The 26,301-nt window shown below is 60.3% G+C and carries 23 protein-coding genes; 14 read left to right on the forward strand and 9 right to left on the reverse strand.

Annotated elements, in window-relative coordinates; all coding sequences use genetic code 11:
- The first annotated feature begins 61 nt into the window (after positions 1-61).
- Positions 62-757, forward strand: coding sequence for an esterase (gene ypfH / locus AB8804_RS03340; protein ID WP_371183082.1), 696 nt, complete (start codon positions 62-64; stop codon positions 755-757).
- An 87-nt stretch (positions 758-844) separates the two neighbouring features.
- Here the strand turns inward: ypfH and AB8804_RS03345 are convergent, their stop codons facing one another.
- From AB8804_RS03345 to AB8804_RS03355, 3 genes are read right to left on the reverse strand one after another with little or no spacing between them, the layout of a single operon-like run.
- On the reverse strand, positions 845-1,042 hold the full coding sequence (locus AB8804_RS03345; protein ID WP_112010265.1) for a hypothetical protein: 198 nt from the start codon (positions 1,040-1,042) through the stop codon (positions 845-847).
- A gap of 23 nt (positions 1,043-1,065) precedes the next feature.
- Complete coding sequence (dapE, locus tag AB8804_RS03350; RefSeq protein WP_371183085.1) at positions 1,066-2,193, reverse strand: succinyl-diaminopimelate desuccinylase; 1,128 nt, start codon at positions 2,191-2,193, stop codon at positions 1,066-1,068.
- Between the two features lie 3 nt (positions 2,194-2,196).
- Positions 2,197-2,553: an ArsC family reductase gene (locus AB8804_RS03355; protein WP_371183088.1), complete on the reverse strand. Its 357-nt coding sequence runs from the start codon at positions 2,551-2,553 to the stop codon at positions 2,197-2,199.
- A 386-nt stretch (positions 2,554-2,939) separates the two neighbouring features.
- Between AB8804_RS03355 and ypfM the strand changes: the two genes are divergently transcribed.
- Entirely contained in the window at positions 2,940-2,999 is a 60-nt protein-coding gene (gene ypfM, locus AB8804_RS03360; protein WP_100780840.1) for a protein YpfM, read from the forward strand.
- A 109-nt stretch (positions 3,000-3,108) separates the two neighbouring features.
- On the opposite strand, the gene acrD is transcribed toward ypfM, so the two are convergent.
- Entirely contained in the window at positions 3,109-6,222 is a 3,114-nt protein-coding gene (gene acrD, locus AB8804_RS03365) for a multidrug efflux RND transporter permease AcrD (RefSeq protein WP_371183090.1), read from the reverse strand.
- 105 nt (positions 6,223-6,327) lie between these two features.
- Positions 6,328-8,028, reverse strand: coding sequence for a nitrate/nitrite two-component system sensor histidine kinase NarQ (narQ, locus tag AB8804_RS03370; protein ID WP_371183092.1), 1,701 nt, complete (start codon positions 8,026-8,028; stop codon positions 6,328-6,330).
- A 151-nt stretch (positions 8,029-8,179) separates the two neighbouring features.
- On the opposite strand from narQ, the gene aegA reads away from it, so the two are divergent.
- From aegA to AB8804_RS03385, 3 genes are all read left to right on the forward strand, one after another.
- Positions 8,180-10,156, forward strand: coding sequence for a formate-dependent uric acid utilization protein AegA (gene aegA, locus AB8804_RS03375; RefSeq protein WP_371183094.1), 1,977 nt, complete (start codon positions 8,180-8,182; stop codon positions 10,154-10,156).
- 69 nt (positions 10,157-10,225) lie between these two features.
- Positions 10,226-10,816, forward strand: coding sequence for a GDP-mannose pyrophosphatase NudK (gene nudK, locus AB8804_RS03380; protein WP_371183096.1), 591 nt, complete (start codon positions 10,226-10,228; stop codon positions 10,814-10,816).
- A gap of 108 nt (positions 10,817-10,924) precedes the next feature.
- Positions 10,925-11,968: a DUF1176 domain-containing protein gene (locus AB8804_RS03385; protein ID WP_371183098.1), complete on the forward strand. Its 1,044-nt coding sequence runs from the start codon at positions 10,925-10,927 to the stop codon at positions 11,966-11,968.
- 189 nt (positions 11,969-12,157) lie between these two features.
- On the opposite strand, the gene tkt is transcribed toward AB8804_RS03385, so the two are convergent.
- Together tkt and tal are read right to left on the reverse strand one after the other, a co-directional pair.
- Positions 12,158-14,146: a transketolase gene (gene tkt / locus AB8804_RS03390; RefSeq protein WP_371183100.1), complete on the reverse strand. Its 1,989-nt coding sequence runs from the start codon at positions 14,144-14,146 to the stop codon at positions 12,158-12,160.
- Between the two features lie 19 nt (positions 14,147-14,165).
- Positions 14,166-15,116, reverse strand: coding sequence for a transaldolase (tal, locus tag AB8804_RS03395; protein ID WP_371183102.1), 951 nt, complete (start codon positions 15,114-15,116; stop codon positions 14,166-14,168).
- A gap of 291 nt (positions 15,117-15,407) precedes the next feature.
- Between tal and maeB the strand changes: the two genes are divergently transcribed.
- Positions 15,408-17,687: an NADP-dependent oxaloacetate-decarboxylating malate dehydrogenase gene (maeB, locus tag AB8804_RS03400; protein ID WP_371183104.1), complete on the forward strand. Its 2,280-nt coding sequence runs from the start codon at positions 15,408-15,410 to the stop codon at positions 17,685-17,687.
- Between the two features lie 113 nt (positions 17,688-17,800).
- Here the strand turns inward: maeB and hemF are convergent, their stop codons facing one another.
- Positions 17,801-18,700 (reverse strand): oxygen-dependent coproporphyrinogen oxidase, encoded by a 900-nt coding sequence (gene hemF, locus AB8804_RS03405; protein ID WP_371183106.1) that lies wholly within the window; start codon positions 18,698-18,700, stop codon positions 17,801-17,803.
- Positions 18,700-19,575 carry an N-acetylmuramoyl-L-alanine amidase AmiA gene (amiA, locus tag AB8804_RS03410; protein WP_371183108.1) on the reverse strand — a complete coding sequence of 292 codons (876 nt, stop codon included), beginning with the start codon at positions 19,573-19,575 and terminating at the stop codon, positions 18,700-18,702. The genes hemF and amiA overlap by 1 nt, the downstream gene beginning before the upstream one ends.
- A gap of 212 nt (positions 19,576-19,787) precedes the next feature.
- On the opposite strand from amiA, the gene AB8804_RS03415 reads away from it, so the two are divergent.
- From AB8804_RS03415 to cysA, 8 genes are all read left to right on the forward strand, one after another.
- Positions 19,788-20,213: a GNAT family acetyltransferase gene (locus AB8804_RS03415; RefSeq protein WP_297122319.1), complete on the forward strand. Its 426-nt coding sequence runs from the start codon at positions 19,788-19,790 to the stop codon at positions 20,211-20,213.
- Positions 20,200-20,649: a DUF2919 domain-containing protein gene (locus tag AB8804_RS03420; RefSeq protein WP_371183113.1), complete on the forward strand. Its 450-nt coding sequence runs from the start codon at positions 20,200-20,202 to the stop codon at positions 20,647-20,649. The genes AB8804_RS03415 and AB8804_RS03420 overlap by 14 nt, the downstream gene beginning before the upstream one ends.
- 62 nt (positions 20,650-20,711) lie before the next feature.
- Positions 20,712-21,287, forward strand: coding sequence for an RpoE-regulated lipoprotein (locus AB8804_RS03425; RefSeq protein ID WP_371183115.1), 576 nt, complete (start codon positions 20,712-20,714; stop codon positions 21,285-21,287).
- Between the two features lie 92 nt (positions 21,288-21,379).
- Complete coding sequence (locus AB8804_RS03430) at positions 21,380-22,279, forward strand: Dyp-type peroxidase (protein ID WP_371183116.1); 900 nt, start codon at positions 21,380-21,382, stop codon at positions 22,277-22,279.
- 176 nt (positions 22,280-22,455) lie between these two features.
- Positions 22,456-23,469: a sulfate ABC transporter substrate-binding protein gene (locus tag AB8804_RS03435; protein ID WP_371183118.1), complete on the forward strand. Its 1,014-nt coding sequence runs from the start codon at positions 22,456-22,458 to the stop codon at positions 23,467-23,469.
- The gene (gene cysT / locus AB8804_RS03440; protein ID WP_112010283.1) at positions 23,469-24,302 is read left to right on the forward strand and encodes a sulfate/thiosulfate ABC transporter permease CysT; all 834 of its coding nucleotides are present in this window, start codon (positions 23,469-23,471) and stop codon (positions 24,300-24,302) included. The genes AB8804_RS03435 and cysT overlap by 1 nt, the downstream gene beginning before the upstream one ends.
- The gene (gene cysW, locus AB8804_RS03445) at positions 24,302-25,177 is read left to right on the forward strand and encodes a sulfate/thiosulfate ABC transporter permease CysW (protein WP_371183121.1); all 876 of its coding nucleotides are present in this window, start codon (positions 24,302-24,304) and stop codon (positions 25,175-25,177) included. The genes cysT and cysW overlap by 1 nt, the downstream gene beginning before the upstream one ends.
- Positions 25,167-26,261: a sulfate/thiosulfate ABC transporter ATP-binding protein CysA gene (gene cysA / locus AB8804_RS03450; protein ID WP_371183124.1), complete on the forward strand. Its 1,095-nt coding sequence runs from the start codon at positions 25,167-25,169 to the stop codon at positions 26,259-26,261. Before cysW ends, cysA begins: the two co-directional genes overlap by 11 nt.
- Positions 26,262-26,301 lie beyond the last annotated feature (40 nt).

Here is a 26,301-nt window from a genome sequence, read left to right on the forward strand (position 1 = left end):
AGTGGCATGGTCATTACCCCCGAGAGGCGTAAAATCCAGGTCATCAATTAAGGAGACCGCCATGAAACACGACCATTTTGTTGTTCAAAGCCCCGACAAACCGGCAAAACAGCTGCTGCTTCTGTTTCATGGCGTTGGCGATAATGCCGTGAACATGGGGCAGATTGGCAGCTGGTTTGCGCCCCTCTTTCCGGACGCGCTGATCGTCAGCATCGGCGGCGTAGAGCCTTGCGGCCCAAACGGGCGGCAGTGGTTTTCCGTGCAGGGCGTGACGGAAGAGACCCGCCAGGCGCGCATCGATGCCGTTATGCCCGCGTTTATCGACACGGTTCGCTACTGGCAAAAGCAGAGCGGCGTTGGCGCTGACGCTACCGCGCTGATCGGCTTTTCGCAGGGATCAATCATGTCTCTGGAGAGCGTAAAAGCGCAGCCAGGGCTGGTCTCGCGCGTGATTGCCTTTAACGGCCGCTTTGGGACGCTCCCGACAAGCGCCACCACCCAGACCACGATCCACCTGATTCACGGCGGTGAGGACCGGGTGATTGAGCTGTCGCATGCGGTTGCCGCGCAGGAAGCCCTGATACGCGCTGGCGGAGACGTGACGCTGGATATTGTTGACGATCTCGGTCACGCGATTGACGACCGCAGCATGCAGTTCGCGCTCGACCATCTGCGCTACACCGTACCGAAGCATTACTTCGACGAAGCGCTCAGCGGCGGCAAGCCGAATGATGATGATATCGTTGAGTTTATGTGAGTGAAAAGGCGAGTGGTAAGGGCTTAAGACCGCACCAGACAGTTCCCTCTCCCCTATGGGGAGAGGGTCAGGGTGAGGGGGAATAGATTACTTCTTCTGGTCCTTGTTCGGCCAGTCGTCGTCATCGTCCCACTTGTCGTTGAAGTCACGGTGCGGAGGCAGATCCGGCTTGTTGGCGAGAAACTTTTTGTGGTCAACGCGCTTAAGATCTTTAATCACGTTAAGCAGCACGCCTACCAGAAATACCAACACCAGAATCCACCAGTATTTTGTCAGCCAATCCATTCGCTTTTCCTCTTAAGCAGCCGTCAGGCGACGAGCTGCTCCATTATACGTTGATACATGCGGGCCAGGAGTTGTAAATCCGCCGCGTTGACGCACTCATTGATTTTATGAATGGTGGCGTTTACCGGACCCAGTTCGACAACCTGTGCGCCCATGCGGGCAATAAAGCGTCCGTCTGAGGTGCCGCCGGTTGTCAGCAGCTGTGGCTTAATTTCATTATAGTGCGCGATAGCGTTCACCACCGCATCCACCAGCTTTCCGCGCTGCGTCAGGAACGGCTGGCCGGAAAGCCACCAGTCTACGGTGTAGCGCAGCTGGTATTTTTCCAGCAGCGCAACGACGCGCGCTTTGATCGTTTCGTCGGTCAGCTCGGTGCTGAAGCGGAAGTTGAACTGGACGAACAAATCGCCTGGGATCACGTTGTTGCTGCCGGTACCGGCCTTCACGTTGGCAATCTGCATGCTGGTTGGCGGGAAGTATTCATTGCCTTTATCCCACTCGATGCCCACCAGCTCGTTGAGCATCGGCGCCGCGCGGTGTACCGGGTTATCCGCCAGATGAGGATAAGCAACGTGCCCCTGCACGCCGTGAACGGTCAGGTTGCAGGTCAGCGAGCCGCGACGGCCGTTTTTCACCACGTCACCCACCACTTCGGTGCTGGACGGCTCGCCCACCAGGCAGTAGTCCAGGCGCTCGTTGCGCGCCATCAGGGCTTCGACAACCTTCACCGTGCCGTTGTGCGCGCTGGCCTCTTCATCGGAGGTGATCAGAAACGCGAGGCGGTTTTTATGGTTGGGATGCTGGGCCACAAACCGCTCGGCCGCTACCACCATCGCCGCCAGCGAGCCTTTCATGTCGGCCGCGCCGCGGCCAAACAGCATGCCGTCGCGGATGGTGGGTTCGAACGGCGGGTTAATCCAGCGGTCCGCGTCGCCAGCCGGAACCACGTCGGTATGCCCGGCAAACGCGAGCGTCTCGCCCTGGCCGCGCCATGCCCAGAAGTTCTGCGTGTCGCCAAAATCCATATGCTCTACGGTAAAGCCGATGGCGCGCAGGCGATCAATCATGAGCGCCTGACAGCCCGCGTCGTCCGGGCTAAGGGAAGGGCGGCGAATAAGCTGCTGAGTCAGCTCAATGACCGGGCATGACATACACTACACCTCAACGAAATAGTCTGAATAAAGGGTTTCACTGAAACCCAGCAGCATAGGACGCCCTGGCGCGCAGAGCAATGGGCGTTTGATGATTGCCGGCATTTCGAGCATGAGGTTTGCCGCGCTGTCCGCATTATTGATGCCGGCGCGCAGGGACTCATCCAGCTTGCGCCAGGTGGTGCCGCGGGTGTTCAGCAGCGCTTCCCAGCCCAGCTCGCCGATGGCGCTATGCAGAAATTCTGCATCCAGGCCGTCGGCGCGATAATCGTGGAAACGATACTCAACGTTGTGGGCTTCAAGCCAGCGGCGGGCTTTTTTGATGGTGTCGCAATTTTTAATGCCGTACATCACAACCATGATGAATCCTTTTGTTCCTGTGAGGCCTGAATGTTCAATAATTTCGAGGATATATCCTTAAGTGAAATATAACACATCCGGCTTTTCGCTTAATTTATTCTGGACATTAATTCAGCATACATATGTACGCCGAATAAGCTCTCACTATTTAAGCATAGATGTCCAAAATGTTTAAATGGCATGTAAGTGGGTGTGAAAATAATGTCTCACTGACCCGCAGGGGTATTTCAAATTATTGCTATGCGTCACATAAAATTTAAAGCGTTACGCGCATATTTAGCGCATCAACAGCGTGGGAGGCGTGAAGAATCGCAGCAATTGGTCAAATTGTCTTCACAATGATGATGGGGTTTTGTAGAATGCGCATAATAATAAGAGAGGCTGTTATGATTGAACGTGAACTGGGGAACTGGAAAGATTTTATCGAAGACATGCTTCGTAAATGACATTCAGCAGGAAATGCAGAAGCACTTAAATAAGTAAAATAACCATAATGTGAAACAATCACACAGTAAAAAGGCGGCTACGAAGGCCGCCTTTTTTTATTTCACGCCGTTATTCGGGCTTTGGCTTCAGCGGGAAGCGGCGGCGTACCAGCACGAAGAACAGCGGCACGAAATAGATGGCCAGCACCGTTGCCGAGATCATCCCTCCCATTACGCCCGTCCCGACGGCATGCTGGCTGCTGGAGCCCGCGCCGGTGCTGGTCGCCATCGGCAGCACGCCGAAGACAAACGCCAGCGAGGTCATCAGAATCGGACGCAGGCGCTGGCGGCAGGCGTGCAGCGTGGCGGCCATCAGATCGTGCCCTTTGGCGTTCATCTCGTTGGCAAACTCGACGATCAAAATCGCGTTCTTCGCCGACAGGCCGATGACGGTAAGTAGCCCAACCTGGAAGTAAACGTCGTTTTCCAGGCCGCGCATCCAGGTGGCGAGCAGCGCCCCGATGACGCCAAGCGGCACCACCAGCATAACCGAGAACGGCACCGACCAGCTCTCATACAGCGCGGCCAGGCAGAGGAACACTACCAGCAGCGACAGCGCGTACAGCGCCGGAGCCTGTGCGCCGGAGAGCCGCTCCTGATAGGACATCGCCGTCCACTCCAGGCCGAACCCGGACGGCAGCTGCTGGACCAGCCTTTCCATAATGTCCATCGCCGTGCCGGTACTCACGCCGGGCGCGGCTTCACCCACGATCTCCAGCGCCGAGTAGCCGTTGTAGCGCTCCAGGCGAGGCGAGCCGGTTTCCCAGCGCGACGTGGCAAACGCGGAGAACGGCACCATGCCACCGGCGTTATTTCGCACGTACCAGCGGTTGATATCGTCCGGCAGCATGCGGTACTTCGCCGCGGACTGCACGTAAACCTTCTTCACGCGGCCGCGATCCATAAAGTCATTCACGTAGCTTGAGCCCCAGGCCGTTTGCAGCGTGTCGTTGATGTCGTCGATGGAAACGCCCAGCGCCTGCGCTTTGCGCTGGTCGATATCCACCTGCAACTGCGGGCTATCGTCCAGGCCGTTGTGGCGCACGCGGGTGAGCTGCGGATCTTTTCCGGCTAAATCGAGCAGCTTGTCGCGCGCGGCCATCAGCGCATCGTGCCCGGCTCCGGCGTGATCCTGCAGTTCCATGTCAAACCCGGCCGAGCTGCCCATGCCGCTGATCGCCGGAGGGCTGCTGGCAAAGACGCGCGCTTCCTTGATCTGGCTAAAAGCTTTGGTGGCGCGCTCGATGATGGCAAACGAGGAGCCCGTATCGGCGTTGCGCTGATCCCAGTCCTTCAGGCGCACGAACATGCGCGCCACGTTTTGGCCGTTGCCCCCGGGGCCGGAGCCGACGGTGGAGAACACGGAGACCACGTTATCCTTTTCCTGGGTGTGGAAGTAGTTTTCGACCTTCTGCACCACCTTCAGCGTCTGCTGCTGGGTTGAGCCGCTCGGCAGCTGCACGGAGGTGATGAACATGCCGCGGTCCTCCAGCGGCAGGAACGACGTGGGCAGGCGCAGGAACAGGAAGACCATGCCGCCCAGTAGCAGCACGTAGACCACCATCCAGCGCACGCTGCGGTGCAACACTCTGCCAACGCCCGCTTCGTAGCGCGCGGCGTTGCGGTTGAACATGCGGTTAAACCAGCCGAAGAAGCCCTTCTGGCCGTGGTGCTCGCCCTTGTGCAGCGGTTTGAGAAGGGTTGTGCACAGGGCAGGGGTGAGGATCATCGCCACCAGCACGGAGAGCACCATCGCCGAGACGATGGTGATGGAGAACTGGCGGTAGATCGCGCCGGTGGTGCCGCCGAAGAACGCCATCGGGATAAACACCGCGGAGAGCACCATGGCGATGCCGACCAGCGCCCCCTGGATTTGCCCCATCGATTTTCGCGTCGCCTCGCGCGGCGAAAGCCCTTCCTCGCTCATGATGCGCTCGACGTTTTCCACCACCACGATGGCGTCATCCACCAGCAGGCCGATCGCCAGCACCATCGCGAACATGGTCAGGGTGTTGATGCTGTAGCCAAAGGCATACAGCACGGCGAAGGTGCCGAGCAGCACAACCGGAACGGCGATGGTCGGAATCAGCGTGGCGCGGAAGTTTTGCAGGAACAGGTACATGACCAGGAACACCAGCGCAATCGCTTCGAGCAGGGTTTTCACCACGTCCTCAATGGACGCCTTGACGAAGGAGGTGGTCTCGTAGGCGACCTTGTACTCCAGCCCGTGCGGAAAGAAGTGCGACAGCTCGTCCAGCCGGCTCAGCACGCGCTCGGCGGTGGCCATTTCGTTGGCGCCGGACGCCAGCTTAACCCCCAGGCCGGAGGCCTGATTGCCGTTGAAGCGGCTGAGGTAATCATATTTTTCCGCGCCCATCTCCACGGTCGCGACGTCGCCCAGGCGCACCTCGGAGCCGTCCTGATTTACCCGTAGGGTGATATTGCGGAACTGTTCCGGCGTCTGGAGCAGCGACTGCGAGTTAATGGTCGCGTTCAGCGCCTGGTTGTCCACGGACGGAGTGCCGCCGAGCTGGCCCACGGCGATCTGCGCGTTCTGTGATTCAATAGCGTCGGTGACGTCTTTGGCCGTCATCTGCACGCTGTTCAGCTTGTTGGGATCAAGCCAGATGCGCATGGAGTACTGCGAGCCGTAGGCGTCGATGTCCCCGACGCCGTTAATGCGGCTGAGCGGATCCTGAATGTTACTGGCGACGTAGTCCGAAATATCCTGCTTATCCATTGAGCCGTCGGTGGAGACGAACGCGATGGTCAGAATGTTGGTATCGCCGGTTTTACGCACCGTCACGCCCTGGTTCTGCACCGCCTGCGGCAGCTTGCGCAGCGCGGACTGAAGCTGGTTTTGCACCTGCTGGACGGCCTCGTCAGGATCCGTACCCGCAGTGAAGCTCAGCGTAACCGTCGCCTGGCCGGTCGCGCTGCTCTGGGAGGACATGTACATCAGGTTGTCGAGCCCCGTCATGTTCTGCTCGATGACCTGGGTAACGGTGTTTTCCAACGTCTGCGCCGAGGCGCCGGGATAGTTTGCCGTGATCCGCACGTTCGGCGGTGCCAGATCGGGATATTGCTCAACGGGAAGAGACGTAATTGCCAGGACGCCGGTCAGGCACAACAGGATGGCCAGCACCCAGGCAAAAATGGGGCGATCGATGAAAAAATTCGCCATGTAAAAGTGACCTCGTTTTGCTGCATATCGTTATTGTCTATTGCTCGCCTAACTTTAGCGGCAAGACCAGGGCCAAACGTGGAGAAATAAAGGAGATAGTGTAAATTATCCTGCCTTTCCTTCTTCCGGCACGGGCGTGCAGAACGTGACGCTGACCTCTGTTCCACCCGTTTCCGGCTGCGAAAAGCGCAGCGTGCCGCCAAGCCGCTCCGCGCGTTCGCGCATGATGTTCAGCCCGTAGTGCCCCGGCGGCTCGCTGGCCTCGCCGATGCCGATCCCGTCATCGCGGATGGCTACCGTGTGCGTGCCGTCGGCGGCGGTGATCCCGCTCACGGTGATTTCGCTCGCCCCGGCGTGCTTAATGGCATTCAGCACCGCTTCGCGGACAATCTGTAGCAGATGAACCTGCTTTTGCGCGTCCAGCGCCAGCGACGACAGGCGGCAGTCGAGCCGAAGTTTGGCCTGCGTCTGGCTTTGCAGATTATCGAGCGACTCCTGGAGCGCGGCCGGCAGGTTGGCGTGGTTGAGCGTCAGGCGGAAGGTGGTCAGCAGCTCGCGAAGCTGACGCCACGCGTTGTTCAGCTCGCGGGAAAAGTCGGTGATGATGGCCTGCGCCGGGGCGTTATCCTCCGGCACGGCGCGTTTCAGTAACGTAAGCTGAATGCGCAGGTAAGACAGCACCTGCGCCAGGGAATCGTGCAGCTCGCGGGCAATCGTGGCGCGCTCCTCCATCAGCAGCAGCTGCTGGTAGTGCTTTTGGGCTTCGTTGAAATAGAGCCCGCGCCCGAGCATGGTCGCCACGCTTTTCATCAGCGGCTCAAGGGCCTCGCCCGCGTCGCTCTGCCAGCGCAGCTCGCCGTACAGGGTGTCCTGCATCAGCACCGGCAGGCTCTGCATCGGCGCGCCGGGCCGCGCGGTGCCTTCCGCGATCCGCCAGTCGTCGCGGGTGCGCAGCTCCAGATAGCTCATCCGGGTGTATTCATGGACAATCTGCAGGATATGCCGGAAGCAGTGGCCGTCTATCTGGCCGGTATTCAGCGCCTGCGAACAAGTAAAAAGCATTTCCAGCTGCTGGTGGGCCTCGTTCAGATGCTGCGTCTTCTCGGCCACCGACTGCTCCAGCGAGCGGTAGAGGGTGTGAAGCTCGGAGGACATATGGTTGAACGCGCGGGACAGCTGGCCCAGCTCGTTGGGGAGCGCGGTGTCCGGCGCGGGCGTGTCGAACTGTCCCTGCTCAATGCGCTCGCTGGCCGCGACGAGGTGATTGAGCGGCGCAACGACCGTGCGGCGTATCGCCCGCAGCGTGAGCAGCGTAAGCAGCAAAATTCCCGCCCCTCCCGCCAGGGAGATCAGGAGCACGCGCTGCATTTTATGCTCGGAATAGTGCTGCAGCGCGAGGACGAAGGCGTCAATGCGGCCAACAAAGTCCTCAATGTGGTTCTGATACCAGTCGATATCCCCGCGGGCGATGTGCGCGTCCATCTCCTGCCAGGCCAGATGCAGCTGCTGGTAGCGCTGCTTAACGTCCTCCGGCACGTACCAGCGGTTCAGCCCCCGCAGCGCCGGGGCGCTAAGGGCCTGCTGCCAGCTTTCACGGTGCGACGCAATGGCCGGGCTGGCGCGCTGCATTTCATATCCCAGGCGGTAGCTTTGCATGCGCAGCGAGCCGGCAACGTTAATCGCTTCCGCATCGCGCTGGCTGCTGGCAAGGGTGAGCAGCGCAATGGCGCTGGTCAAAACGGACAGCACAATAATCGAAAAGAAAGCCCGGGCCAGGCTCCCTGAAACGGGTCGTTTTACGGTCACAAACGGCTTCCTGAATAAAATTGATCTGCCACAGGTTCACTGCGAAAAGTGAGCCATTCTGGGCATTTGAACATTGCCAGAGGAGGTCACCCCGGTTTAATACGGTATTCATACAAAGAATAAGGTTATTGAACCAAAAACAGGTGTCATTATGAATCGTTTTATTATGGCCGATAGTGAGCAATGCATCGGATGTCGCGCCTGCGAGGTCGCCTGCGTAATGGCGCACAGCGGCGAAGCGCACGTTCTGAGCGAGGAGCATTTTCATCCGCGCATTACGGTCCTGCGTTCGGGCGCGAAGAATCATCCCGTCACCTGCCGCCACTGCGAAAATGCCCCCTGCGCGCAAAGCTGCCCCAACGGCGCGATTGCGAGGCGCGACGACAGCGTACAGGTAAACCAGCAGAAGTGCATTGGCTGCAAGGCCTGCGCGGTGGCGTGCCCGTTTGGCACCCTGGAAATTATCGTCACGCCTCTGGAAAACGACAGCGTGAAGGCCACGGCGCACAAGTGCGATCTCTGCCTGACGCGCCCGCAGGGGCCCGCCTGCATTGAAAACTGTCCGGCGGACGTCCTTACGCTGGCCACCCCCGCGGCGCTGGACGCGCTGGCAAAATCCCGCCGCCAGCGTGCGGCCTGTTCAGAAGCGCAGCCCTGGCACGGCGCGGCGGTAAAGCGCGATGAGCCGCAAACCAAGCGGCAGCAGATGCGCCTGACCCCAACCCGCGGCGAGCCGGACAAGCTGGCGGCCGCCGAGCGCGCCTGCCATTTCAACGAAATTTACCTGCCGTTTCGCGCAGAGCAGGCCCAGCGCGAAGCCTCGCGCTGCCTGACCTGCGGCGAGCACAGCATCTGCGAGTGGACCTGTCCGCTGCATAACCACATTCCGCAGTGGATCGATCGCGTGAAGGTGGGCGACATTGCGGGCGCGGTTGAGCTGTCTCACCAGACCAACTGTTTACCGGAAATTACCGGGCGCGTCTGCCCGCAGGACCGATTATGCGAAGGGGCCTGCACGCTTCGCGATGCGTCCGGCTCGGTGACCATCGGCAATATTGAGCGCTATATCTCGGATAGGGCGCTGGCGAGCGGCTGGATGCCGGACATGCGCGGCGTCCGGCCGGTGGATAAAAAGGTGGCTATCGTCGGGGCGGGCCCCGCCGGGCTGGCGTGCGCCGACCTGCTGGTGCGCCACGGCGTGAGCGTGACGGTTTACGATCGTCATCCGGAAATTGGCGGCCTGCTGACGTTCGGCATTCCGGCCTTCAAGCTGGACAAATCCCTGCTGGCGCGGCGCAGGGAGATCTTTACCGCCATGGGCATCAACTTTGCGCTGAGCTGCGAGGTCGGTAAAGACGTACCGCTCTCTCAGCTGCGGCGCGACTACGACGCCCTGTTTATCGGCGTGGGCACCTACCGCTCCATGAAGGCCGGTATTCCAAACGAGGACGCGCCGGGCGTGTACGACGCGCTGCCGTTTCTGGCGGCGAACACCCGCAACGTCATGGGGCTCGCGCCCGCTGACGGAGAGCCGTTTATCCATACCGAAGGGCTGAACGTGGTGGTGCTCGGCGGAGGTGACACCGCCATGGACTGCGTGCGCACCGCGCTGCGCCACGGCGCGGCGAACGTCACCTGCGCCTACCGCCGGGACGAGGCCAACATGCCCGGCTCGAAAAAAGAGGTGAAGAACGCGAAGGAGGAGGGGGCGAGCTTTGAGTTTAACGTCCAGCCCGTTGAGCTCGTACTTGCCCCGGACGGGCGCGTCAGCGGCATTCGGATGCTGCGCACCGAGCTGGGTAACGCGGACGCGCAGGGGCGGCGGCGTCCCGTGCCGGTGGCGGGCAGCGAGTTTGTGATGCCCGCGGATGCGGTGATTATGGCGTTTGGCTTTAACCCGCACGCGATGCCCTGGCTTCAGGCCGAGGGCGTCGATACCGACGCGTGGGGGCGGATCGTTGCCTCCGTGGAAAGCCGCTATCGCTACCAGACAACCAACCCGCAAATCTTCGCGGGCGGCGACGCGGTGCGCGGCGCGGATCTGGTGGTGACCGCAATGGCGGAAGGGCGTCATGCCGCGCGGGGCATAATGGACTGGCTCGGGGTAGAGCAGCCGAAAGGGCATTAGCGCGTCGACGGGCGACAAGGCGGGCTTCACGGCGTAGACTACAGGCACTCATTTCGCCGTGGAGCCCGTATGACCTTGAAAATTGACGTAATCAAAGACAAAATCCTCTCCGAAAACTACTTTGTCCTGCGCAATATTACCTACGATTTAGCGCGTCAGAACGGCGAGGTCATTCGCCACAGGCGCGAGGTTTATGACCGCGGAAACGGCGCTACCATCCTGCTCTACAACCGCGAAAAGCAGAGCGTGGTGTTGATTCGTCAGTTTCGCATTGCGACCTGGGTGAACGGCAATCCCGACGGCCGGCTGATTGAAACCTGCGCGGGGCTGCTCGACGACGACGAGCCGGAAGTGTGCATCCGCAAAGAGGCCGTGGAAGAGACCGGCTTTGAGGTGGGCGAGGTCAAAAAAGTCTTCGAGCTGTTTATGTCCCCCGGCGGCGTGACGGAGATCGTGCACTTCTTCATCGCGGAGTACCACGACGCCCAGCGCGTTAATCGCGGCGGCGGCGTGGAGGATGAAGATATCGAGGTGCTGGAGCTACCCTTCTCCCGCGCGCTGGAGATGGTGAAAAGCGGGGAGATCCGGGACGGTAAGGCGGTGATTTTACTGCAGTATCTCCAGACGACCGGCCTGATGAACGGCGCTTTCGAACGATAAGACGTTATGTTTCGGATAAATCTATCCGATAAATCCGATTGAGCGGGCCCGGATGTGCTACGAAGATACCGCCCAGATTTGCATTTTTGTTCCGGGATCGTGCCTTCCATGCGCCACTGCCTCTTTATTCTCCTGCTTTCATGCCTGTTCCCCGCCACGTGGGCGCAGGCCGCGCCTGCCCAGCAGGGCTTCACCGACTGGCAGGTCACCTGCAATAACCAGAATTTCTGCGTTGCCCGCAACACCGGAGAGCACCACGGTTTAGTGATGTCGCTCAGCCGAAGCGCCGGGGCGAAAACGGACGCCACGCTGCGTATCGACCTCGACGGGCTTTCCGCGCCGCCGGTGAAAGAGCCCGCGATCGCGCCGCGCCTTTTGCTGGACGGCGCTCCCCTCAGGCTTGATGCGAAGCGCTGGCAAATCACCCCGTGGCACCTCAAAACGGACGACGCGGCGACAATCGGCACCTTCCTGAAAACGATTCAGGAGGGGCAGGCGCTGACCCTGCGCGGCGGCAGGCAAATCGTCTCGCTGAACGGCCTGAAGGCCGCGCTGCTGTTTATTGACGCGCAGCAAAAGCGCGTCGGCAGCGAAACGGCGTGGATAAAAAAAGGCGTTGAGCCGCCCCTGAGCGTGCCGCCGGCCCCGGCGCTGAAAAAGGTCGCGGTCGTCAACCCGACGCCCACGCCGCTCACCCACGAGGAGCTCAACGCGCTGCTGGACTACGGCAGCTGGCGGATGAACAACAGCCAGTGCTCGCTCGATCCGAACCGTCGGGAAGTACGCGTGACCGCGCTGACGGATGATAAGGCGCTGCTGATCGTCAGCTGCGAGGCGGGAGCCTACAACACCGTCGATCTGGCCTGGGTGGTGTCGCGTGAAAAGCCGCTCTCAGCGCGCAGCGTCAGGCTGCGCCTGCCCTTTACGCCCGCCAGCGGGGAGAGTGAAATGGAGCTGATGAACGCCAGCTTTGATGAGAAAACGCGTGAGTTAACCACGCTTGCGCTGGGGCGCGGCATCGGCGACTGCGGGATCCAGACGCGCTGGCGCTTTGACGGCCAGCGCTTTCGCCTGGTGAGGTATGCCGAGGAGCCCAGCTGCGACGGCTGGAACGGGCCAGACGCGTGGCCCACGCTGTGGATCACGCGGTAGTTTTTGCCGGGTGGCGCTGTCGCTTACCCGGCCTACGATTTGATGGCGTTTTGCCGGGTGGCGCTGCCGCTTACCCGGCCTACGATTTGGCGGCGTTTTGCCGGGTGGTGCTGTCGCTTACCCGGCCTGCGACCTGGTGACTTTGTAGGCCGGGTAAGGCGTAGCCGCCACCCGGCAACGAAGACCGCACTAAAGCACGCTCAACGCCTTCTCTACCACGTTTTCAACCGTAAAGCCGAAGTACGGGAACAGCTTATCGGCAGGGGCCGACTCACCGTAACCGCGCATCCCGACGATCGCCCCCTTCAGGCCAACGTACTTGTACCAGTAGTCCGCGATGCCCGCCTCAACCGCCACGCGCGTCGCGACGCTGGACGGCAGGACCGATTCCCGGTACGCCTCGTCCTGCGCGTCAAAGATATCCGTTGAGGGCAGAGAGACCACGCGCACGGCATGGCCTTCGGCGGTCAGCTTCTCGGCGGCTTTCACCGTAATTTCGATTTCTGACCCGGTGGCAATCAGGATCACGTCCGGCTTGCCGCCGCTGTCCTTCAGAACGTACCCGCCGCGGGCGATGTTTTTCACCTGCTCCGGCGTACGCTCAATCTGCGCCAGGTTCTGACGCGACAGGATCAGCGCCGTCGGCCCGTTGTGACGTTCAACCGCCAGCTTCCAGCCGACGGCGGCCTCTACCTGATCGCACGGCCGCCAGGTGCTGAAGTTTGGCGTCAGGCGCAGGCTCGCCAGCTGCTCGACCGCCTGGTGCGTGGGCCCATCTTCGCCAAGACCAATCGAATCGTGGGTGTAAACCATGATCTGCCGCGCCTTCATCAGCGCCGCCATGCGCGCCGCGTTGCGGGCGTATTCGACAAACATCAGGAAGGTGGCGGTATAGGGCACAAAGCCGCCGTGGTGGGCGATGCCGTTGGCAATGGCGGTCATTCCGAACTCGCGCACGCCGTAGTGAATGTAGTTCCCGGCAACGTCTTCTTTAAGGGACGTCGAGCCGGACCAGATGGTCAGGTTGCTCGGTGCCAGATCGGCCGAGCCGCCCAGCAGCTCGGGCAGGAGCGGCCCGATAACGTTCAGGGTGTTTTGCGACGCCTTGCGGGTGGCGATCTTCGCCGGATTAGACTGCAGCTCTTCAATCAGCGCCTGGGTTTTCGCCTCCCAGTCCTCCGGCAGGCCACCGCTCATGCGGCGGGTAAACTCGGCGGCGAGCTCCGGATACGCTTTTTTGTACGCGGCAAACTTGTCGTTCCAGGCGTGCTGCGCCTCTTCACCCGCTTCGCGCGCGTCCCACGCCCGGTAAATCTCTTTCGGGATTTCGAACGCCGGATATTTCCAGCCCAGCTTCTGGCGGGTCAGCGCCACCTCTTCTTCGCCCAGCGCCGCGCCGTGCGCCTCTTCTTTGCCCGCCTTGTTCGGCGAGCCGAAGCCGATGGTGGTGCGGCAGATAATCAGCGACGGCTTATCCTTCACGCTCTGCGCTTCCTGAATCGCTTTTTTCACCGCCTCCGGATCGTGGCCGTCAATTTCGTGCACCACGTGCCAGTGGTAGGCCTCGAAGCGCTTCGCCGTATCGTCGGTAAACCAGCCCTTGGTCTCCCCGTCGATCGAGATGCCGTTGTGATCGTAAAAACCGATCAGCTTGCCGAGCCCCAGCGTGCCCGCCAGCGAGCAGACCTCGTGCGAAATCCCCTCCATCAGGCAGCCGTCGCCCATAAATACGTAGGTGTAGTGATCGACGATGTCGTGGTCCGGCTGGTTAAACTGTGCGCCCAGCGTGCGCTCGGCAATCGCCAGGCCGACGGCGTTGGCCAGCCCCTGGCCGAGCGGCCCGGTTGTGGTTTCCACGCCCGGCGTGTAGCCAATCTCCGGGTGGCCAGGCGTTTTCGAGTGCAGCTGGCGGAAATTTTTGATCTCCTCAAGCGGCAAATCGTAGCCGGTGAGGTGCAGCAGGCTGTAGAGCAGCATCGAGGCGTGGCCGTTCGAGAGAATAAAGCGGTCGCGGTCGTACCACGTCGGGTCGTTCGGGTTGTGCTTGAGGAAGTCGTTCCATAGCACTTCGGCAATATCGGCCATGCCCATGGGGGCGCCAGGGTGGCCGGAATTGGCTTTTTGTACGGCATCCATGCTCAGGGCGCGAATGGCGTTGGCGAGCTCTTTACGGGACATAGTTCACTCCGTGGCAAGGTTAAAGTTTGGCGGCGAGAAGGTCTTCCAGCTTGCGCTGGTCAACGGCGAACTGGCGGATGCCGTCCGCCAGCTTCTCGACGGCCATTGGATCCTGATTGTGCTCCCAGCGGAACTCCGCTTCGGTCATCGCTTTGGGTTTCGGTAACACGGTGGAGGTAGGCACCAGCTTGCGGATCACCGTCTCTTCGCTTTCCTGCAGCTTTTTCAGCAGGTCAGGGGAGATTGTCAGGCGGTCGCAGCCCGCCAGGGCGAGGATCTGCTCGGTGCGGCGGAAGCTGGCGCCCATCACGATGGTTTCGTAGCGGTGCTGTTTGAAATAGTCGTAGATATTGCGGACCGACTTCACGCCCGGATCTTCATCCACCACGTACGGGTCCATCGGCTGCTTCGCCTGATACCAGTCGTAGATGCGCCCGACGAACGGCGAGATAAGGAACACGCCCGCTTCGGCGCAGGCGCGCGCCTGGGCGAAGGAGAACAGCAGCGTCAGGTTGCAGTTGATTCCCTCTTTCTCCAGCACCTCGGCGGCGCGGATCCCTTCCCAGGTGGAGGCGAGCTTGATCAGGATGCGCGATTTGTCGATTCCCTGCTCCTGATAAAGCTCAACCAGGCGGCGCGCCTTGGCGATGCTTTTTTCCTTGTCGAACGAGAGGCGGGCATCCACCTCGGTTGAGACGCGCCCCGGTATGCTTTTCAGAATTTCCGCACCGAAATTAACCGCCAGCTTGTCGCTCGCCTCGGCAACCTGCTGCTCCTGCGTCCTGCCGCGCTGCTTGCCGTAGGCGATGGCGTCGTCAATCAGGTGGCTAAAATGGGAAAGCCCCGCCGCTTTCAGCAGCAGCGAGGGGTTGGTGGTCGCGTCTTCCGGCTGATAGTGGCGAATCGACTCGATATCGCCGCTGTCTGCGACCACGGTGGTGAATTGTTTGATGCCGTCAAGTTGGTTCATAAGTTATTACTCCTTGGAAATAAAAGAGTTAGCCGAGTGCGTTAGTTCACACTTCTGGAAAAATCATGATGGACTTAACAAAAAAGCATAGCAGACGGGGGAGGCATTGCTTTCTGAGACGGGTAACATGCCTGTTATAAATTGATAACAATTTTTATTTCGCGATGGTGAGAGTTTGGCAGCCTTCAAAGTTTAGGCGGCTGCCTGCGGCGATACTATGCGGCACTCCAGGGTGTGCATCTGGATCTAAATCTCACCCTTTTTTGACCGATACGAGAAAGGAATAACAAGATGGATGAGCAGTTGAAGCAAAGTGCCCTCGATTTTCACGAGTTTCCTGTCCCGGGCAAAATTCAGGTCTCCCCGACCAAACCGCTGGCAACCCAGCGTGACCTGGCGCTGGCCTATTCGCCGGGCGTTGCGGCTCCGTGCCTTGAGATCGAAAAAGATCCGCTGGCGGCCTACAAATACACCGCGCGCGGCAACCTCGTGGCCGTGATCTCCAACGGCACGGCGGTGCTGGGCCTGGGCAACATCGGCGCGCTCGCCGGCAAGCCGGTGATGGAAGGCAAGGGCGTACTGTTCAAGAAATTCGCCGGTATCGACGTGTTCGATATCGAAGTTGACGAGCTTGATCCCGATAAATTCATCAACGTGGTGGCCGCGCTGGAGCCGACCTTCGGCGGCATCAACCTGGAAGACATCAAGGCGCCGGAATGTTTCTACATTGAGCAGAAGCTGCGCGAGCGGATGAACATTCCGGTGTTCCATGACGACCAGCACGGTACGGCGATCATCAGCACCGCGGCCATTCTGAACGGCCTGCGCGTGGTGGAGAAAAACCTCTCCGACGTGCGCATGGTGGTCTCTGGCGCGGGCGCGGCGGCTATCGCCTGTATGAACCTGCTGGTGGCGCTCGGCATGCAGAAGCACAACATTGTGGTCTGCGACTCCAAGGGCGTGATCTACAAAGGCCGCGAGCCAAACATGGCGGAAACCAAAGCTGCCTACGCGGTCGAAGACGACGGCAAGCGCACGCTTGAGGACGTCATCGACGGCGCGGACATTTTCCTCGGCTGCTCCGGCCCGAAAGTGCTGACCCAGGAGATGGTGAAGAAGATGGCGCGCGCGCCGATGATCCTCGCGCTGGCGAACCCCGAGCCGGAAATTCTGCCGCCGCTGGCGAAAGCGGTGCGTGAAGACGCGATCATCTGCACCGGGCGCTCGGACTACCCTAACCAGGTCAACAACGTGCTCTGCTTCCCGTTCATCTTCCGCGGCGCGCTGGACGTGGGCGCAACGGCAATCAACGAAGAGATGAAGCTGGCGGCGGTGCACGCGATTGCCGAGCTGGCCCACGCCGAGCAGAGCGAAGTGGTGGCGTCCGCCTATGGCGATCAGGATCTGAGCTTCGGCCCGGACTACATCATTCCAAAACCGTTCGACCCGCGCCTGATTGTGAAGATCGCGCCCGCGGTGGCGAAAGCGGCGATGGACTCCGGCGTGGCGACGCGTCCGATTGAGGATTTCGACGCTTACGTCGATAAGCTCACCGAGTTCGTTTACAAAACCAACCTTTTTATGAAGCCGATCTTCTCCCAGGCGCGCGCCGACGCGAAGCGCGTGGTGCTGGCGGAAGGGGAAGAGGCGCGCGTCCTGCACGCTACTCAGGAGCTGGTGAGCCTGGGGCTGGCGAAGCCGATCCTGATCGGGCGTCCGAGCGTGATCGAGATGCGCATTCAGAAGCTGGGGCTGCAGATTAAACCGGGCGTCGATTTTGAGATCGTCAATAACGAATCCGATCCGCGCTTCAAGGAGTACTGGAACGAGTACTACGCGATCATGAAGCGTCGCGGGGTAACCCAGGAGCAGGCGCAGAAGGCGGTGATAAGCAATACCACGGTGATCGGCGCGATCATGGTGCATCGCGGTGAAGCGGATGCGCTGATCTGCGGCACCATCGGGGACTATCACGAGCACTTCAGCGTGGTGCAGGAGATCTTCGGCTATCGCGACGGCGTACATGCCGCCGGGGCGATGAACGCGCTGCTGCTGCCGAGCGGCAACACCTTTATCGCCGATACCTACGTCAACGACGATCCGACGCCGGAACAGCTGGCGGAGATTACGGTGATGGCGGCGGAAACCGTGCGCCGCTTTGGCATCGAGCCGAAGGTGGCGCTGCTGTCGCACTCTAACTTCGGATCGTCTAAATCGCCTGCGGCCTGCAAAATGCGCCAGACGCTGGAGCTGGTGCGCGAGCGCGCGCCGGAGCTGATGATTGACGGCGAGATGCACGGCGACGCCGCGCTGGTGGAGAGCATCCGCACCGAGCGGATGCCGGACAGCCCGCTGAAGGGCTCCGCAAACGTGCTGATTATGCCAAACGTGGAAGCGGCGCGTATCAGCTACAACCTGCTGCGCGTCTCCAGCTCTGAAGGGGTGACCGTGGGGCCGGTGCTGATGGGCGTGGCGAAACCGGTGCATGTGTTAACGCCGATTGCCTCCGTGCGCCGCATTGTGAACATGGTGGCGCTGGCGGTGGTAGAGGCGCAGACGCAGCCGCTGTAACGTCCTTACCCCTCACCCTAACCCTCTCCCCATAGGGGAGAGGGGACTGCACTGAGCCGTCTTTTCACCCTCGCCCCTATGGGGAGAGGGCAGGGGTGAGGGGTCAGGTTTATTTAAATCCAGTCGCGAACCTTAATAAACTCACTCAGGGCAGCCTCCGGGCTGCCTTCTTTTGCTTCGTAGCAGTACTCCCAGCGCACCAGCGGCGGCATCGACATCAGAATCGACTCCGTGCGACCGCCGGTCTGCAGGCCGAACAGCGTCCCGCGATCCCACACCAGGTTGAACTCCACGTAGCGCCCGCGGCGGTAGAGCTGGAACTCGCGCTCGCGCACGCCGTAGTCGGTATTTTTACGACGCTCGACAATCGGCAGGTAGGCGTCGGTAAAACCTTCACCCACCGCCCGCATAAAGCCGAACGCGGTATCAAAATCCGGGGTATTCAGGTCGTCAAAGAATAGCCCGCCGATGCCGCGCTGCTCGTCGCGGTGCTTAAGGTAGAAATAGTCGTCGCACCACTTTTTGTATTTTGGGTAAACGTCTTCACCGAACGGCAGGCAGAGGTCGCGCGCGGTGGTGTGCCAGTGCACCGCGTCCTCTTCGAAGCCGTAGTAGGGCGTGAGGTCGAACCCGCCGCCAAACCACCACACCGGATCGGCTCCCGGCTTTTCGGCGATGAAGAAACGCACGTTGGCGTGGCTGGTGGGCACGAACGGGTTGTGCGGATGCACAACCAGCGAGACGCCCATCGCCTCGAAGCTGCGGCCCGCGAGTTCGGGCCGATGAGCGGTCGCCGACGCGGGCATGGCGTCGCCGTGAACGTGGGAAAAATTCACGCCAGCCTGCTCAAAGATGCCGCCGTTGCGCAGCACACGGCTGCGCCCGCCGCCGCCCGCTTCGCGCTGCCAGCTGTCCTCCTGAAACTCACCGCCGTCCAGTGCGGTCAGCTTTTGGCAAATCTCATCCTGCAGCTGTAGCAGGAACGCTTTTACCCGCTGTGCATTCGGTTTCATTAACGTTTCCTGGAGTGCGCTTTTTGGTTATCGAACCAGTTGAAATAGCTGATTACCCCGGAGGCAATCGCGTTGGCAATCTTCTGGCGGAAGGCGGTCGTGCCGAGCAGGCGCTCTTCTTCAGGATTGGTGATAAACGACGTTTCCACCAGCACCGACGGAATCGACGGCGATTTCAGCACCACAAACGCGGCCTGCTCCGTGCTTTTACTGTGCAGGCGGTGCACGGGCTTAATGCGCTTCAGGATGTGCGAGCCGAGCGTGAGGCTGTTCTTGATGGTGTCGGTCTGCACAAGGTCGAACAGCACCTGCTGCAGCAGATGGTCTTTGTCGGTGGCTTTTTTACCGGCCACTTCATCCGCGCGGTTTTCACGGTCGGAGAGGTATTTTGCCATGGCGCTACTGGCACCGCGGTTGGAAAGCGCAAACACCGATGCGCCCGCCGCGGAAGGGTTGGTGAAGCCGTCGGCGTGAATCGACATAAACAGATCCGCGCCGTGCTGGTGGGCGATCTCTACGCGGTCGTACAGGGGAATGAACGTATCGCCGGAGCGCGTCAGGCGGGCGTCAATGCCGTTGCTGCGTAAAATCGCCCGGACGTTTTTTGCAATCGCCAGCACGACGTGTTTTTCTTTTGAGCCGTTGCGCCCGATAGCACCCGTATCTATCCCGCCGTGGCCCGGGTCGAGCATCACAATCCGCTTTGCGCCCGCTTTTTTGGCCTTGGGCTTGCTGTGCCCGTTGCTGGTTTTCAGCGTGGCCTCTTCTTTAGCCTGCGCCTGCTGTGCGATGCCCGTTAACGTTAAGGCCGCCAGCCCCGCTTTGAGAACCTGACGACGCGATGTGAGTGCTTTTAATGGTTTGAATGTGCTCATGCGGCCTGAATTGTAAAAATTGGGGTCCTGGTGTTATATCGTATCGCGTTTAGCGTTACGACAGTCCTGATTGAGAATTGTTTTACTTTTCATTTCAATACGTGACAAAGTGACATTATGCCAAATTTTGGCGAGTTTTTCCCCGGTTATTGGCTAAACGCGCCGTTCACGCCATAATCACTGTTTTTAAACCCGAAAAGGCGGTTAAGACCATGGAGATACGCGTTTTTCGCCAGGAAGATTTCGAAGAGGTGATCACCCTTTGGGAGCGCTGCGATCTGCTGCGTCCGTGGAACGATCCGGAAATGGACATTGAGCGCAAGCTGAACCACGACGTCAGCCTGTTCCTGGTCGCTGAGGTGAACGGCGAAGTGGTGGGGACGGTGATGGGCGGCTACGACGGCCATCGCGGCTCGGCCTATTATCTGGGCGTGCACCCGGAGTTTCGCGGGCGCGGCATTGCCAACGCGCTGCTTAACCGTCTGGAGAAGAAGCTGATTGCCCGCGGCTGCCCGAAAATTCAGATCATGGTGCGCGAAGATAACGACGTGGTGCTGGGCATGTACGAGCGCCTGGGCTACGAGCATTCTGACGTGCTGAGTTTAGGAAAGCGCCTGATCGAAGATGAAGAGTACTGAGTTTCATCCCGGCGATTATGACGGCCACGGCCGTCTTCGCCTGCCGTTTTTGTTCTGGTGCGTTCTCCTGCTGCAGGCGCGAACCTGGGTGCTGTTCGTGATGGCCGGCGCGTCGCGCGGGCAGGGCGATACCCTGCTCAATCTGTTTTACCCCGATCATGACGCGTTTTGGCTGGGCCTGCTGCCGGGCGTGCCCGCGGTGCTGGCGTTTTTGTGCAGCGGTCGGCGGCAGGTCATTCCACGGCTGTGGGCCGCGCTGCGCTGGCTGCTGATCCTCGCCCAGATTGCGCTGCTGTGCTGGCAGCCGGTGCTGTGGCTGTACGGTGAACCGCTCAGCGGCATCGGGATCGCGCTGGTGGTGGCGGATATTGTGGCGCTGCTGTGGCTGCTGACCAACCCTCGTCTGCGCGCCTGTTTTCAGCCTGAAAAAGATTAAGCGGCACTTTTTGCCGATGCCGCACTCCAACAAGCGTTGAATTAACAAGAAAGGACGTTTCAATGAAATCGCTGCGTTTAGTTTTATGCGCGCTTCCGCTGGCGCTAACCGGCTGTTCCACGCTCTCCTCCATCAACTGGTCTGCCGCGTATCCGTGGAACTGGTTTGGCTCTTCAACGGAAGTGACCGAGCAGGGCGTGGGAAAAATTACCGCCGCCACGGCGCTGGAGCAGGACGCTATCCAGGACGCTCTGGGCAGCGACTACCGCCTGCGCAGCGGCATGAAAACCGAAAATGGCAACATCGTGCGCTATTTCGAAGCGCTGAAAGGCGACAAGCTGGCGCTGGTGATTAACGGCGATAAGGGCACGGTAAACCGCGTGGCGGTGATGGATGAAGAGATCCCCACGGCCAGCGGCGTGACGGTCGGCACGCCGTTCAGCGAGATCTATAAAAAAGCCTTCGGCAACTGCACCAGCGTGCCTTCCGACGAGCGCGTGGCGGTGGAGTGTAAGGCGCAAGGAAGCCAGCATATACGCTACCTCTTCACCGGCGAGTGGAGCGGGCCGGAAGGGCTGATGCCGTCTGACGACACGCTGAAAAACTGGAAAGTGAGCAAAATTATCTGGCAGCAGTAATTTGCGCCTGAACAAACCGCCTCGCTGAAATATCGGTATAATAGCCGCCATCAATGCCACGCTGACGTGGCATCTTTATTTCAGGAGGAGCGATGTCTCAGGTTCAGAGCGGCATTTTGCCAGAACATTGCCGTGCGGCGATTTGGATTGAAGCCAATCTTAAAGGGGATGTGGATGCCCTGCGTGCGGCCAGTAAGATTTTTATCGATAAGCTTGCCACCTTCGAGCACCAATTCCCTGACGCGCACCTCGGCGCGGTTGTCGCCTTCGGCAACACCGTCTGGCGCCAGCTGAGCGGGGGCGAAGGCGCTGAAGAGCTGAAGGACTTTATACCTTACGGCAAAGGCCTGGCCCCCGCGACCCAGTACGACGTGCTGATCCACATTCTCTCCCTCCGTCACGACGTGAACTTCTCCGTTGCCCAGGCGGCGGTTGAGGCGTTTGGCGACAGCATTGACGTTCAGGAAGAGGTTCACGGCTTCCGCTGGGTGGAAGAGCGCGATCTGAGCGGCTTCGTCGACGGGACCGAAAACCCGGCGGGCGAAGCGATCCGTCGCGACGTGGCGGTCATCAAAGACGGCGTGGACGCGGGCGGCAGCTACGTGTTCGTGCAGCGCTGGGAGCATAACCTCAAGCAGCTTAACCGCATGAGCGTGCACGACCAGGAGATGATGATTGGCCGTACCAAAGAGGCCAACGAAGAGATCGACGGCGACGATCGCCCGGTAACGTCTCACCTGACCCGCGTTGACCTTAAAGAGGACGGCAAGGGGCTGAAAATCGTTCGTCAGAGCCTGCCGTACGGCACCGCGAGCGGCACGCACGGCCTTTACTTCTGCGCCTACTGCGCGCGCCTGCACAACATCGAACAGCAACTGCTGAGCATGTTTGGCGACACCGACGGCAAGCGCGACGCGATGCTGCGCTTCACCAGGCCGGTGACCGGCGGCTACTACTTTGCGCCGTCCGTGGAGCGCCTGCTGGCGCTGTAAACCGCTCTCCATACGTAGGCCGGGTAAGCGTTAGCGCCACCCGGCAATTTTCCCCGCACCCCTTATTCCCTTTTCTGCTTCCAAATCACCAAACGGTATATAAAACCGTTACTCCTTTCACGCTCGTTATAAATATTATGACTATAAGATAGTCATCACATTTATAAGGGTGCGCAATGGCCGTTACTGTACTGAAAAAAGGGACGCTGGCGCTGGCAGGTTTACTGCTGGTGGCACAGGCGCAGGCAACCGAGCTGCTGAACAGTTCCTATGACGTTTCCCGCGAGCTTTTTTCCGCGCTTAACCCGGCGTTCGAACAGCAGTGGGCGAAAGACAATAACGGCGACAAGCTGACCATTAAGCAGTCTCACGCGGGCTCTTCAAAGCAGGCGCTGGCGATCCTGCAGGGGCTGAAAGCGGATGTGGTGACCTACAACCAGGTGACTGACGTGCAGATCCTGCACGACAAGGGCAAGCTGATCCCGGCGGACTGGCAAACCCGCCTGCCGAACAACAGCTCGCCGTTCTACTCCACCATGGGCTTCCTGGTGCGCAAGGGCAACCCGAAGAATATCCACGACTGGAACGACCTCGTGCGTTCTGACGTAAAGCTGATTTTCCCGAACCCAAAAACCTCCGGCAACGCCCGCTACACCTATCTGGCGGCGTGGGGCGCGGCGGACAAAGCTGACGGTAACGACAAGGCGAAAACCGAGCAGTTTATGACCCAGTTCCTGAAAAACGTCGAAGTGTTTGATACCGGCGGGCGCGGCGCGACCACCACCTTCGCCGAGCGCGGGCTGGGCGATGTGCTGATCAGCTTTGAATCGGAAGTGAACAACATTCGCAAACAGTACGAAGCGCAGGGCTTCGAGGTGGTGATCCCGAAAACCAATATTCTGGCGGAGTTCCCTGTGGCGTGGGTCGATAAAAACGTGAAGGCCAACGGAACCGAGAAGGCGGCGAAAGCCTACCTTAACTACCTGTACAGTCCGCAGGCGCAAACCATCATCACGGATTACTACTACCGCGTGAATAACCCGCAGGTGATGAACGCGCTGAAGGACAAATTCCCGCAGACCGACCTGTTCCGCGTGGAGGACCATTTCGGCTCGTGGCCTGAGGTGATGAAAACCCATTTTGCCAGCGGCGGTGAGCTAGACAAACTGCTGGCGGCGGGGCGTAAGTAATGTTTGCTGTCTCTTCCAGACGCGTGCTGCCGGGCTTTACCCTGAGCCTCGGCACCAGCCTGCTGTTTGTCTGCCTGATTTTACTGCTGCCGCTCAGCGCGCTGGTAATGCAGCTTTCTGAGATGAGCTGGTCCCAGTACTGGGAAGTGATTACCAACCCGCAGGTGGTAGCGGCCTATAAGGTCACGCTGCTGTCGGCGTTCGTGGCCTCGATTTTTAACGGCGTATTCGGCCTGCTGATGGCGTGGATTTTAACCCGCTACCGTTTCCCGGGCCGCACGCTGCTCGACGCGCTGATGGATCTGCCGTTTGCGCTGCCGACCGCCGTTGCCGGCCTGACGCTGGCGTCGCTTTTCTCGGTCAACGGGTTTTATGGCGAATGGCTGGCGAAGTTTGATATCAAAGTGACCTATACGTGGCTCGGCATCGCGGTGGCGATGGCCTTTACCAGCATCCCGTTCGTGGTGCGTACCGTGCAGCCGGTGCTGGAAGAGCTAGGTCCGGAATATGAAGAGGCGGCGGAAACGCTTGGCGCCACGCGCTGGCAGAGCTTCCGCAAGGTCGTGCTGCCGGAGCTGTCCCCCGCGCTGCTGGCGGGCGTAGCGCTGTCGTTTACCCGTAGCCTGGGCGAGTTTGGCGCGGTGATCTTTATCGCCGGAAACATCGCATGGAAAACGGAAGTGACCTCGCTGATGATTTTTGTGCGCCTGCAGGAGTTCGACTATCCGGCCGCGAGCGCGATTGCCTCGGTGATCCTGGCGGCGTCGCTGCTGCTGCTGTTCTCAATTAACACCTTGCAAAGTCGCTTTGGTCGACGCGTGGTAGGTCACTGATGGCGGAAGTTACTCAATTGAAACGCTATGACGCGCCCCGCATTAACTGGGGTAAATGGTTCCTGATCGGGACGGGCGTGCTGGTCTCGGCGTTCATTCTCGTCGTGCCGATGATTTACATCTTCGTCCAGGCGTTCAGCAAGGGGCTGATGCCCGCGCTGGAAAACCTGGCGAACCCGGATATGCTGCACGCCATCTGGCTGACCGTGCTGATTGCGCTGATTACCGTTCCGGTAAACCTGGTGTTCGGTACGCTGCTGGCCTGGCTGGTGACGCGCTTTAACTTCCCCGGGCGCCAGCTGCTGCTGACCCTGCTGGATATTCCGTTTGCGGTTTCGCCGGTGGTGGCGGGCCTGGTTTACCTGCTGTTTTACGGCTCCAACGGCCCGCTGGGCGGCTGGCTGGACGAGCATAATCTGCAGATCATGTTCGCCTGGCCGGGCATGGTGCTGGTGACGGTCTTTGTTACCTGTCCGTTTGTGGTGCGCGAGCTGGTGCCGGTGATGCTAAGCCAGGGCAGCCACGAGGACGAAGCGGCGGTGCTGCTGGGCGCATCCGGCTGGCAGATGTTCCGCCGCGTCACGCTGCCAAACATCCGCTGGGCGCTGCTTTACGGCGTGGTGCTGACCAACGCGCGCGCGATCGGCGAGTTTGGCGCGGTGTCGGTGGTCTCCGGCTCGATTCGCGGTGAAACGCTGTCGCTGCCGCTGCAGATTGAACTTCTGGAACAGGACTACAACACCGTCGGTTCCTTTACTGCCGCAGCGCTGCTGACGCTGATGGCGATTTTGACCCTGTTTTTGAAGAGTGTGGTGCAGTGGCGTTTAGAGAATCAGGAAAAACGTCAGCATCAGGAGGGAAATCATGAGCATTGAGATTGCCAATATTAAGAAGTCTTTTGGTCGCACCCAGGTGCTGAACGATATCTCACTGGATATCCCTTCCGGACAGATGGTGGCGCTGCTGGGGCCGTCCGGCTCCGGCAAAACGACGCTGCTGCGCATTATCGCCGGGCTTGAGCATCAGACCAGCGGGCATATCCGCTTTCACGGCACCGACGTTAGCCGCCTGCACGCCCGCGACCGCAAGGTTGGGTTTGTGTTCCAGCACTACGCGCTGTTCCGCCACATGACCGTGTTCGACAACATCGCCTTTGGCCTGACCGTGCTGCCGCGGCGTGAGCGCCCGAATGCGGCCACGATCAAGGCGAAAGTGACGAAACTGCTGGAGATGGTGCAGCTCGCTCACCTGGCTGACCGTTTCCCGGCGCAGCTCTCCGGCGGGCAGAAGCAGCGCGTGGCGCTGGCGCGCGCCCTGGCCGTTGAGCCGCAAATCCTGCTGCTGGACGAACCGTTCGGCGCGCTGGATGCGCAGGTGCGCAAAGAGCTCCGCCGCTGGCTGCGCCAGCTGCATGAAGAGTTGAAATTCACCAGCGTCTTCGTGACCCACGATCAGGAAGAGGCAATGGAAGTGGCCGACCGGGTGGTGGTGATGAGCCAAGGGAATATCGAGCAGGTTGACGAGCCGGAGCAGCTCTGGCGCGAACCGGCGACCCGTTTCGTGCTCGAGTTTATGGGCGAAGTGAACCGCCTGCAGGGCACCATTCGCGGCGGGCAGTTCCACGTGGGCGCGCACCGCTGGCCGCTGGGCTATACCTCCGCGCACCAGGGGCCGGTCGATCTGTTCCTGCGCCCGTGGGAAGTGGACGTCAGCCGTCGTACCAGCCTGGATTCACCGCTGCCGGTGCAGGTGCTGGAGGCTAGCCCTAAAGGTCACTACACCCAATTGGTGGTACAGCCGCTGGGCTGGTACACCGAACCATTGACGGTGGTGATGCGCGATGACGTGCCGCCGAGCCGCGGCGAGCGCCTGTTCGTCGGCCTGCAGCATGCGCGCATTTACGACGGCAACGAGCGCATCGAGACGCGCGAGGATGTTGCTCTGGCGGAGTCAGCCTGATAGGTTATTAGGATGTTTATCGCCCGGTGGCGCTGCGCTT

It is taken from the genome of Enterobacter sp. KBR-315C3_2022 (genome assembly GCF_041399425.1).
GTDB lineage: Bacteria > Pseudomonadota > Gammaproteobacteria > Enterobacterales > Enterobacteriaceae > Enterobacter.

Bases quoted from the DNA above. Each gene is read 5' to 3' on its own strand.
- ypfH (WP_371183082.1), top strand. From the start codon at position 62: ATGAAACACGACCATTTTGTTGTTCAAAGCCCCGACAAACCGGCAAAA.
- AB8804_RS03345 (WP_112010265.1), bottom strand. From the start codon at position 1,042: ATGGATTGGCTGACAAAATACTGGTGGATTCTGGTGTTGGTATTTCTG.
- dapE (WP_371183085.1), bottom strand. From the start codon at position 2,193: ATGTCATGCCCGGTCATTGAGCTGACTCAGCAGCTTATTCGCCGCCCT.
- AB8804_RS03355 (WP_371183088.1), bottom strand. From the start codon at position 2,553: ATGGTTGTGATGTACGGCATTAAAAATTGCGACACCATCAAAAAAGCC.
- acrD (WP_371183090.1), bottom strand. From the start codon at position 6,222: ATGGCGAATTTTTTCATCGATCGCCCCATTTTTGCCTGGGTGCTGGCC.
- aegA (WP_371183094.1), top strand. From the start codon at position 8,180: ATGAATCGTTTTATTATGGCCGATAGTGAGCAATGCATCGGATGTCGC.
- nudK (WP_371183096.1), top strand. From the start codon at position 10,226: ATGACCTTGAAAATTGACGTAATCAAAGACAAAATCCTCTCCGAAAAC.
- AB8804_RS03385 (WP_371183098.1), top strand. From the start codon at position 10,925: ATGCGCCACTGCCTCTTTATTCTCCTGCTTTCATGCCTGTTCCCCGCC.
- tkt (WP_371183100.1), bottom strand. From the start codon at position 14,146: ATGTCCCGTAAAGAGCTCGCCAACGCCATTCGCGCCCTGAGCATGGAT.
- tal (WP_371183102.1), bottom strand. From the start codon at position 15,116: ATGAACCAACTTGACGGCATCAAACAATTCACCACCGTGGTCGCAGAC.
- maeB (WP_371183104.1), top strand. From the start codon at position 15,408: ATGGATGAGCAGTTGAAGCAAAGTGCCCTCGATTTTCACGAGTTTCCT.
- hemF (WP_371183106.1), bottom strand. From the start codon at position 18,700: ATGAAACCGAATGCACAGCGGGTAAAAGCGTTCCTGCTACAGCTGCAG.
- amiA (WP_371183108.1), bottom strand. From the start codon at position 19,575: ATGAGCACATTCAAACCATTAAAAGCACTCACATCGCGTCGTCAGGTT.
- AB8804_RS03415 (WP_297122319.1), top strand. From the start codon at position 19,788: ATGGAGATACGCGTTTTTCGCCAGGAAGATTTCGAAGAGGTGATCACC.
- AB8804_RS03420 (WP_371183113.1), top strand. From the start codon at position 20,200: ATGAAGAGTACTGAGTTTCATCCCGGCGATTATGACGGCCACGGCCGT.
- AB8804_RS03425 (WP_371183115.1), top strand. From the start codon at position 20,712: ATGAAATCGCTGCGTTTAGTTTTATGCGCGCTTCCGCTGGCGCTAACC.
- AB8804_RS03430 (WP_371183116.1), top strand. From the start codon at position 21,380: ATGTCTCAGGTTCAGAGCGGCATTTTGCCAGAACATTGCCGTGCGGCG.
- AB8804_RS03435 (WP_371183118.1), top strand. From the start codon at position 22,456: ATGGCCGTTACTGTACTGAAAAAAGGGACGCTGGCGCTGGCAGGTTTA.
- cysT (WP_112010283.1), top strand. From the start codon at position 23,469: ATGTTTGCTGTCTCTTCCAGACGCGTGCTGCCGGGCTTTACCCTGAGC.
- cysW (WP_371183121.1), top strand. From the start codon at position 24,302: ATGGCGGAAGTTACTCAATTGAAACGCTATGACGCGCCCCGCATTAAC.
- cysA (WP_371183124.1), top strand. From the start codon at position 25,167: ATGAGCATTGAGATTGCCAATATTAAGAAGTCTTTTGGTCGCACCCAG.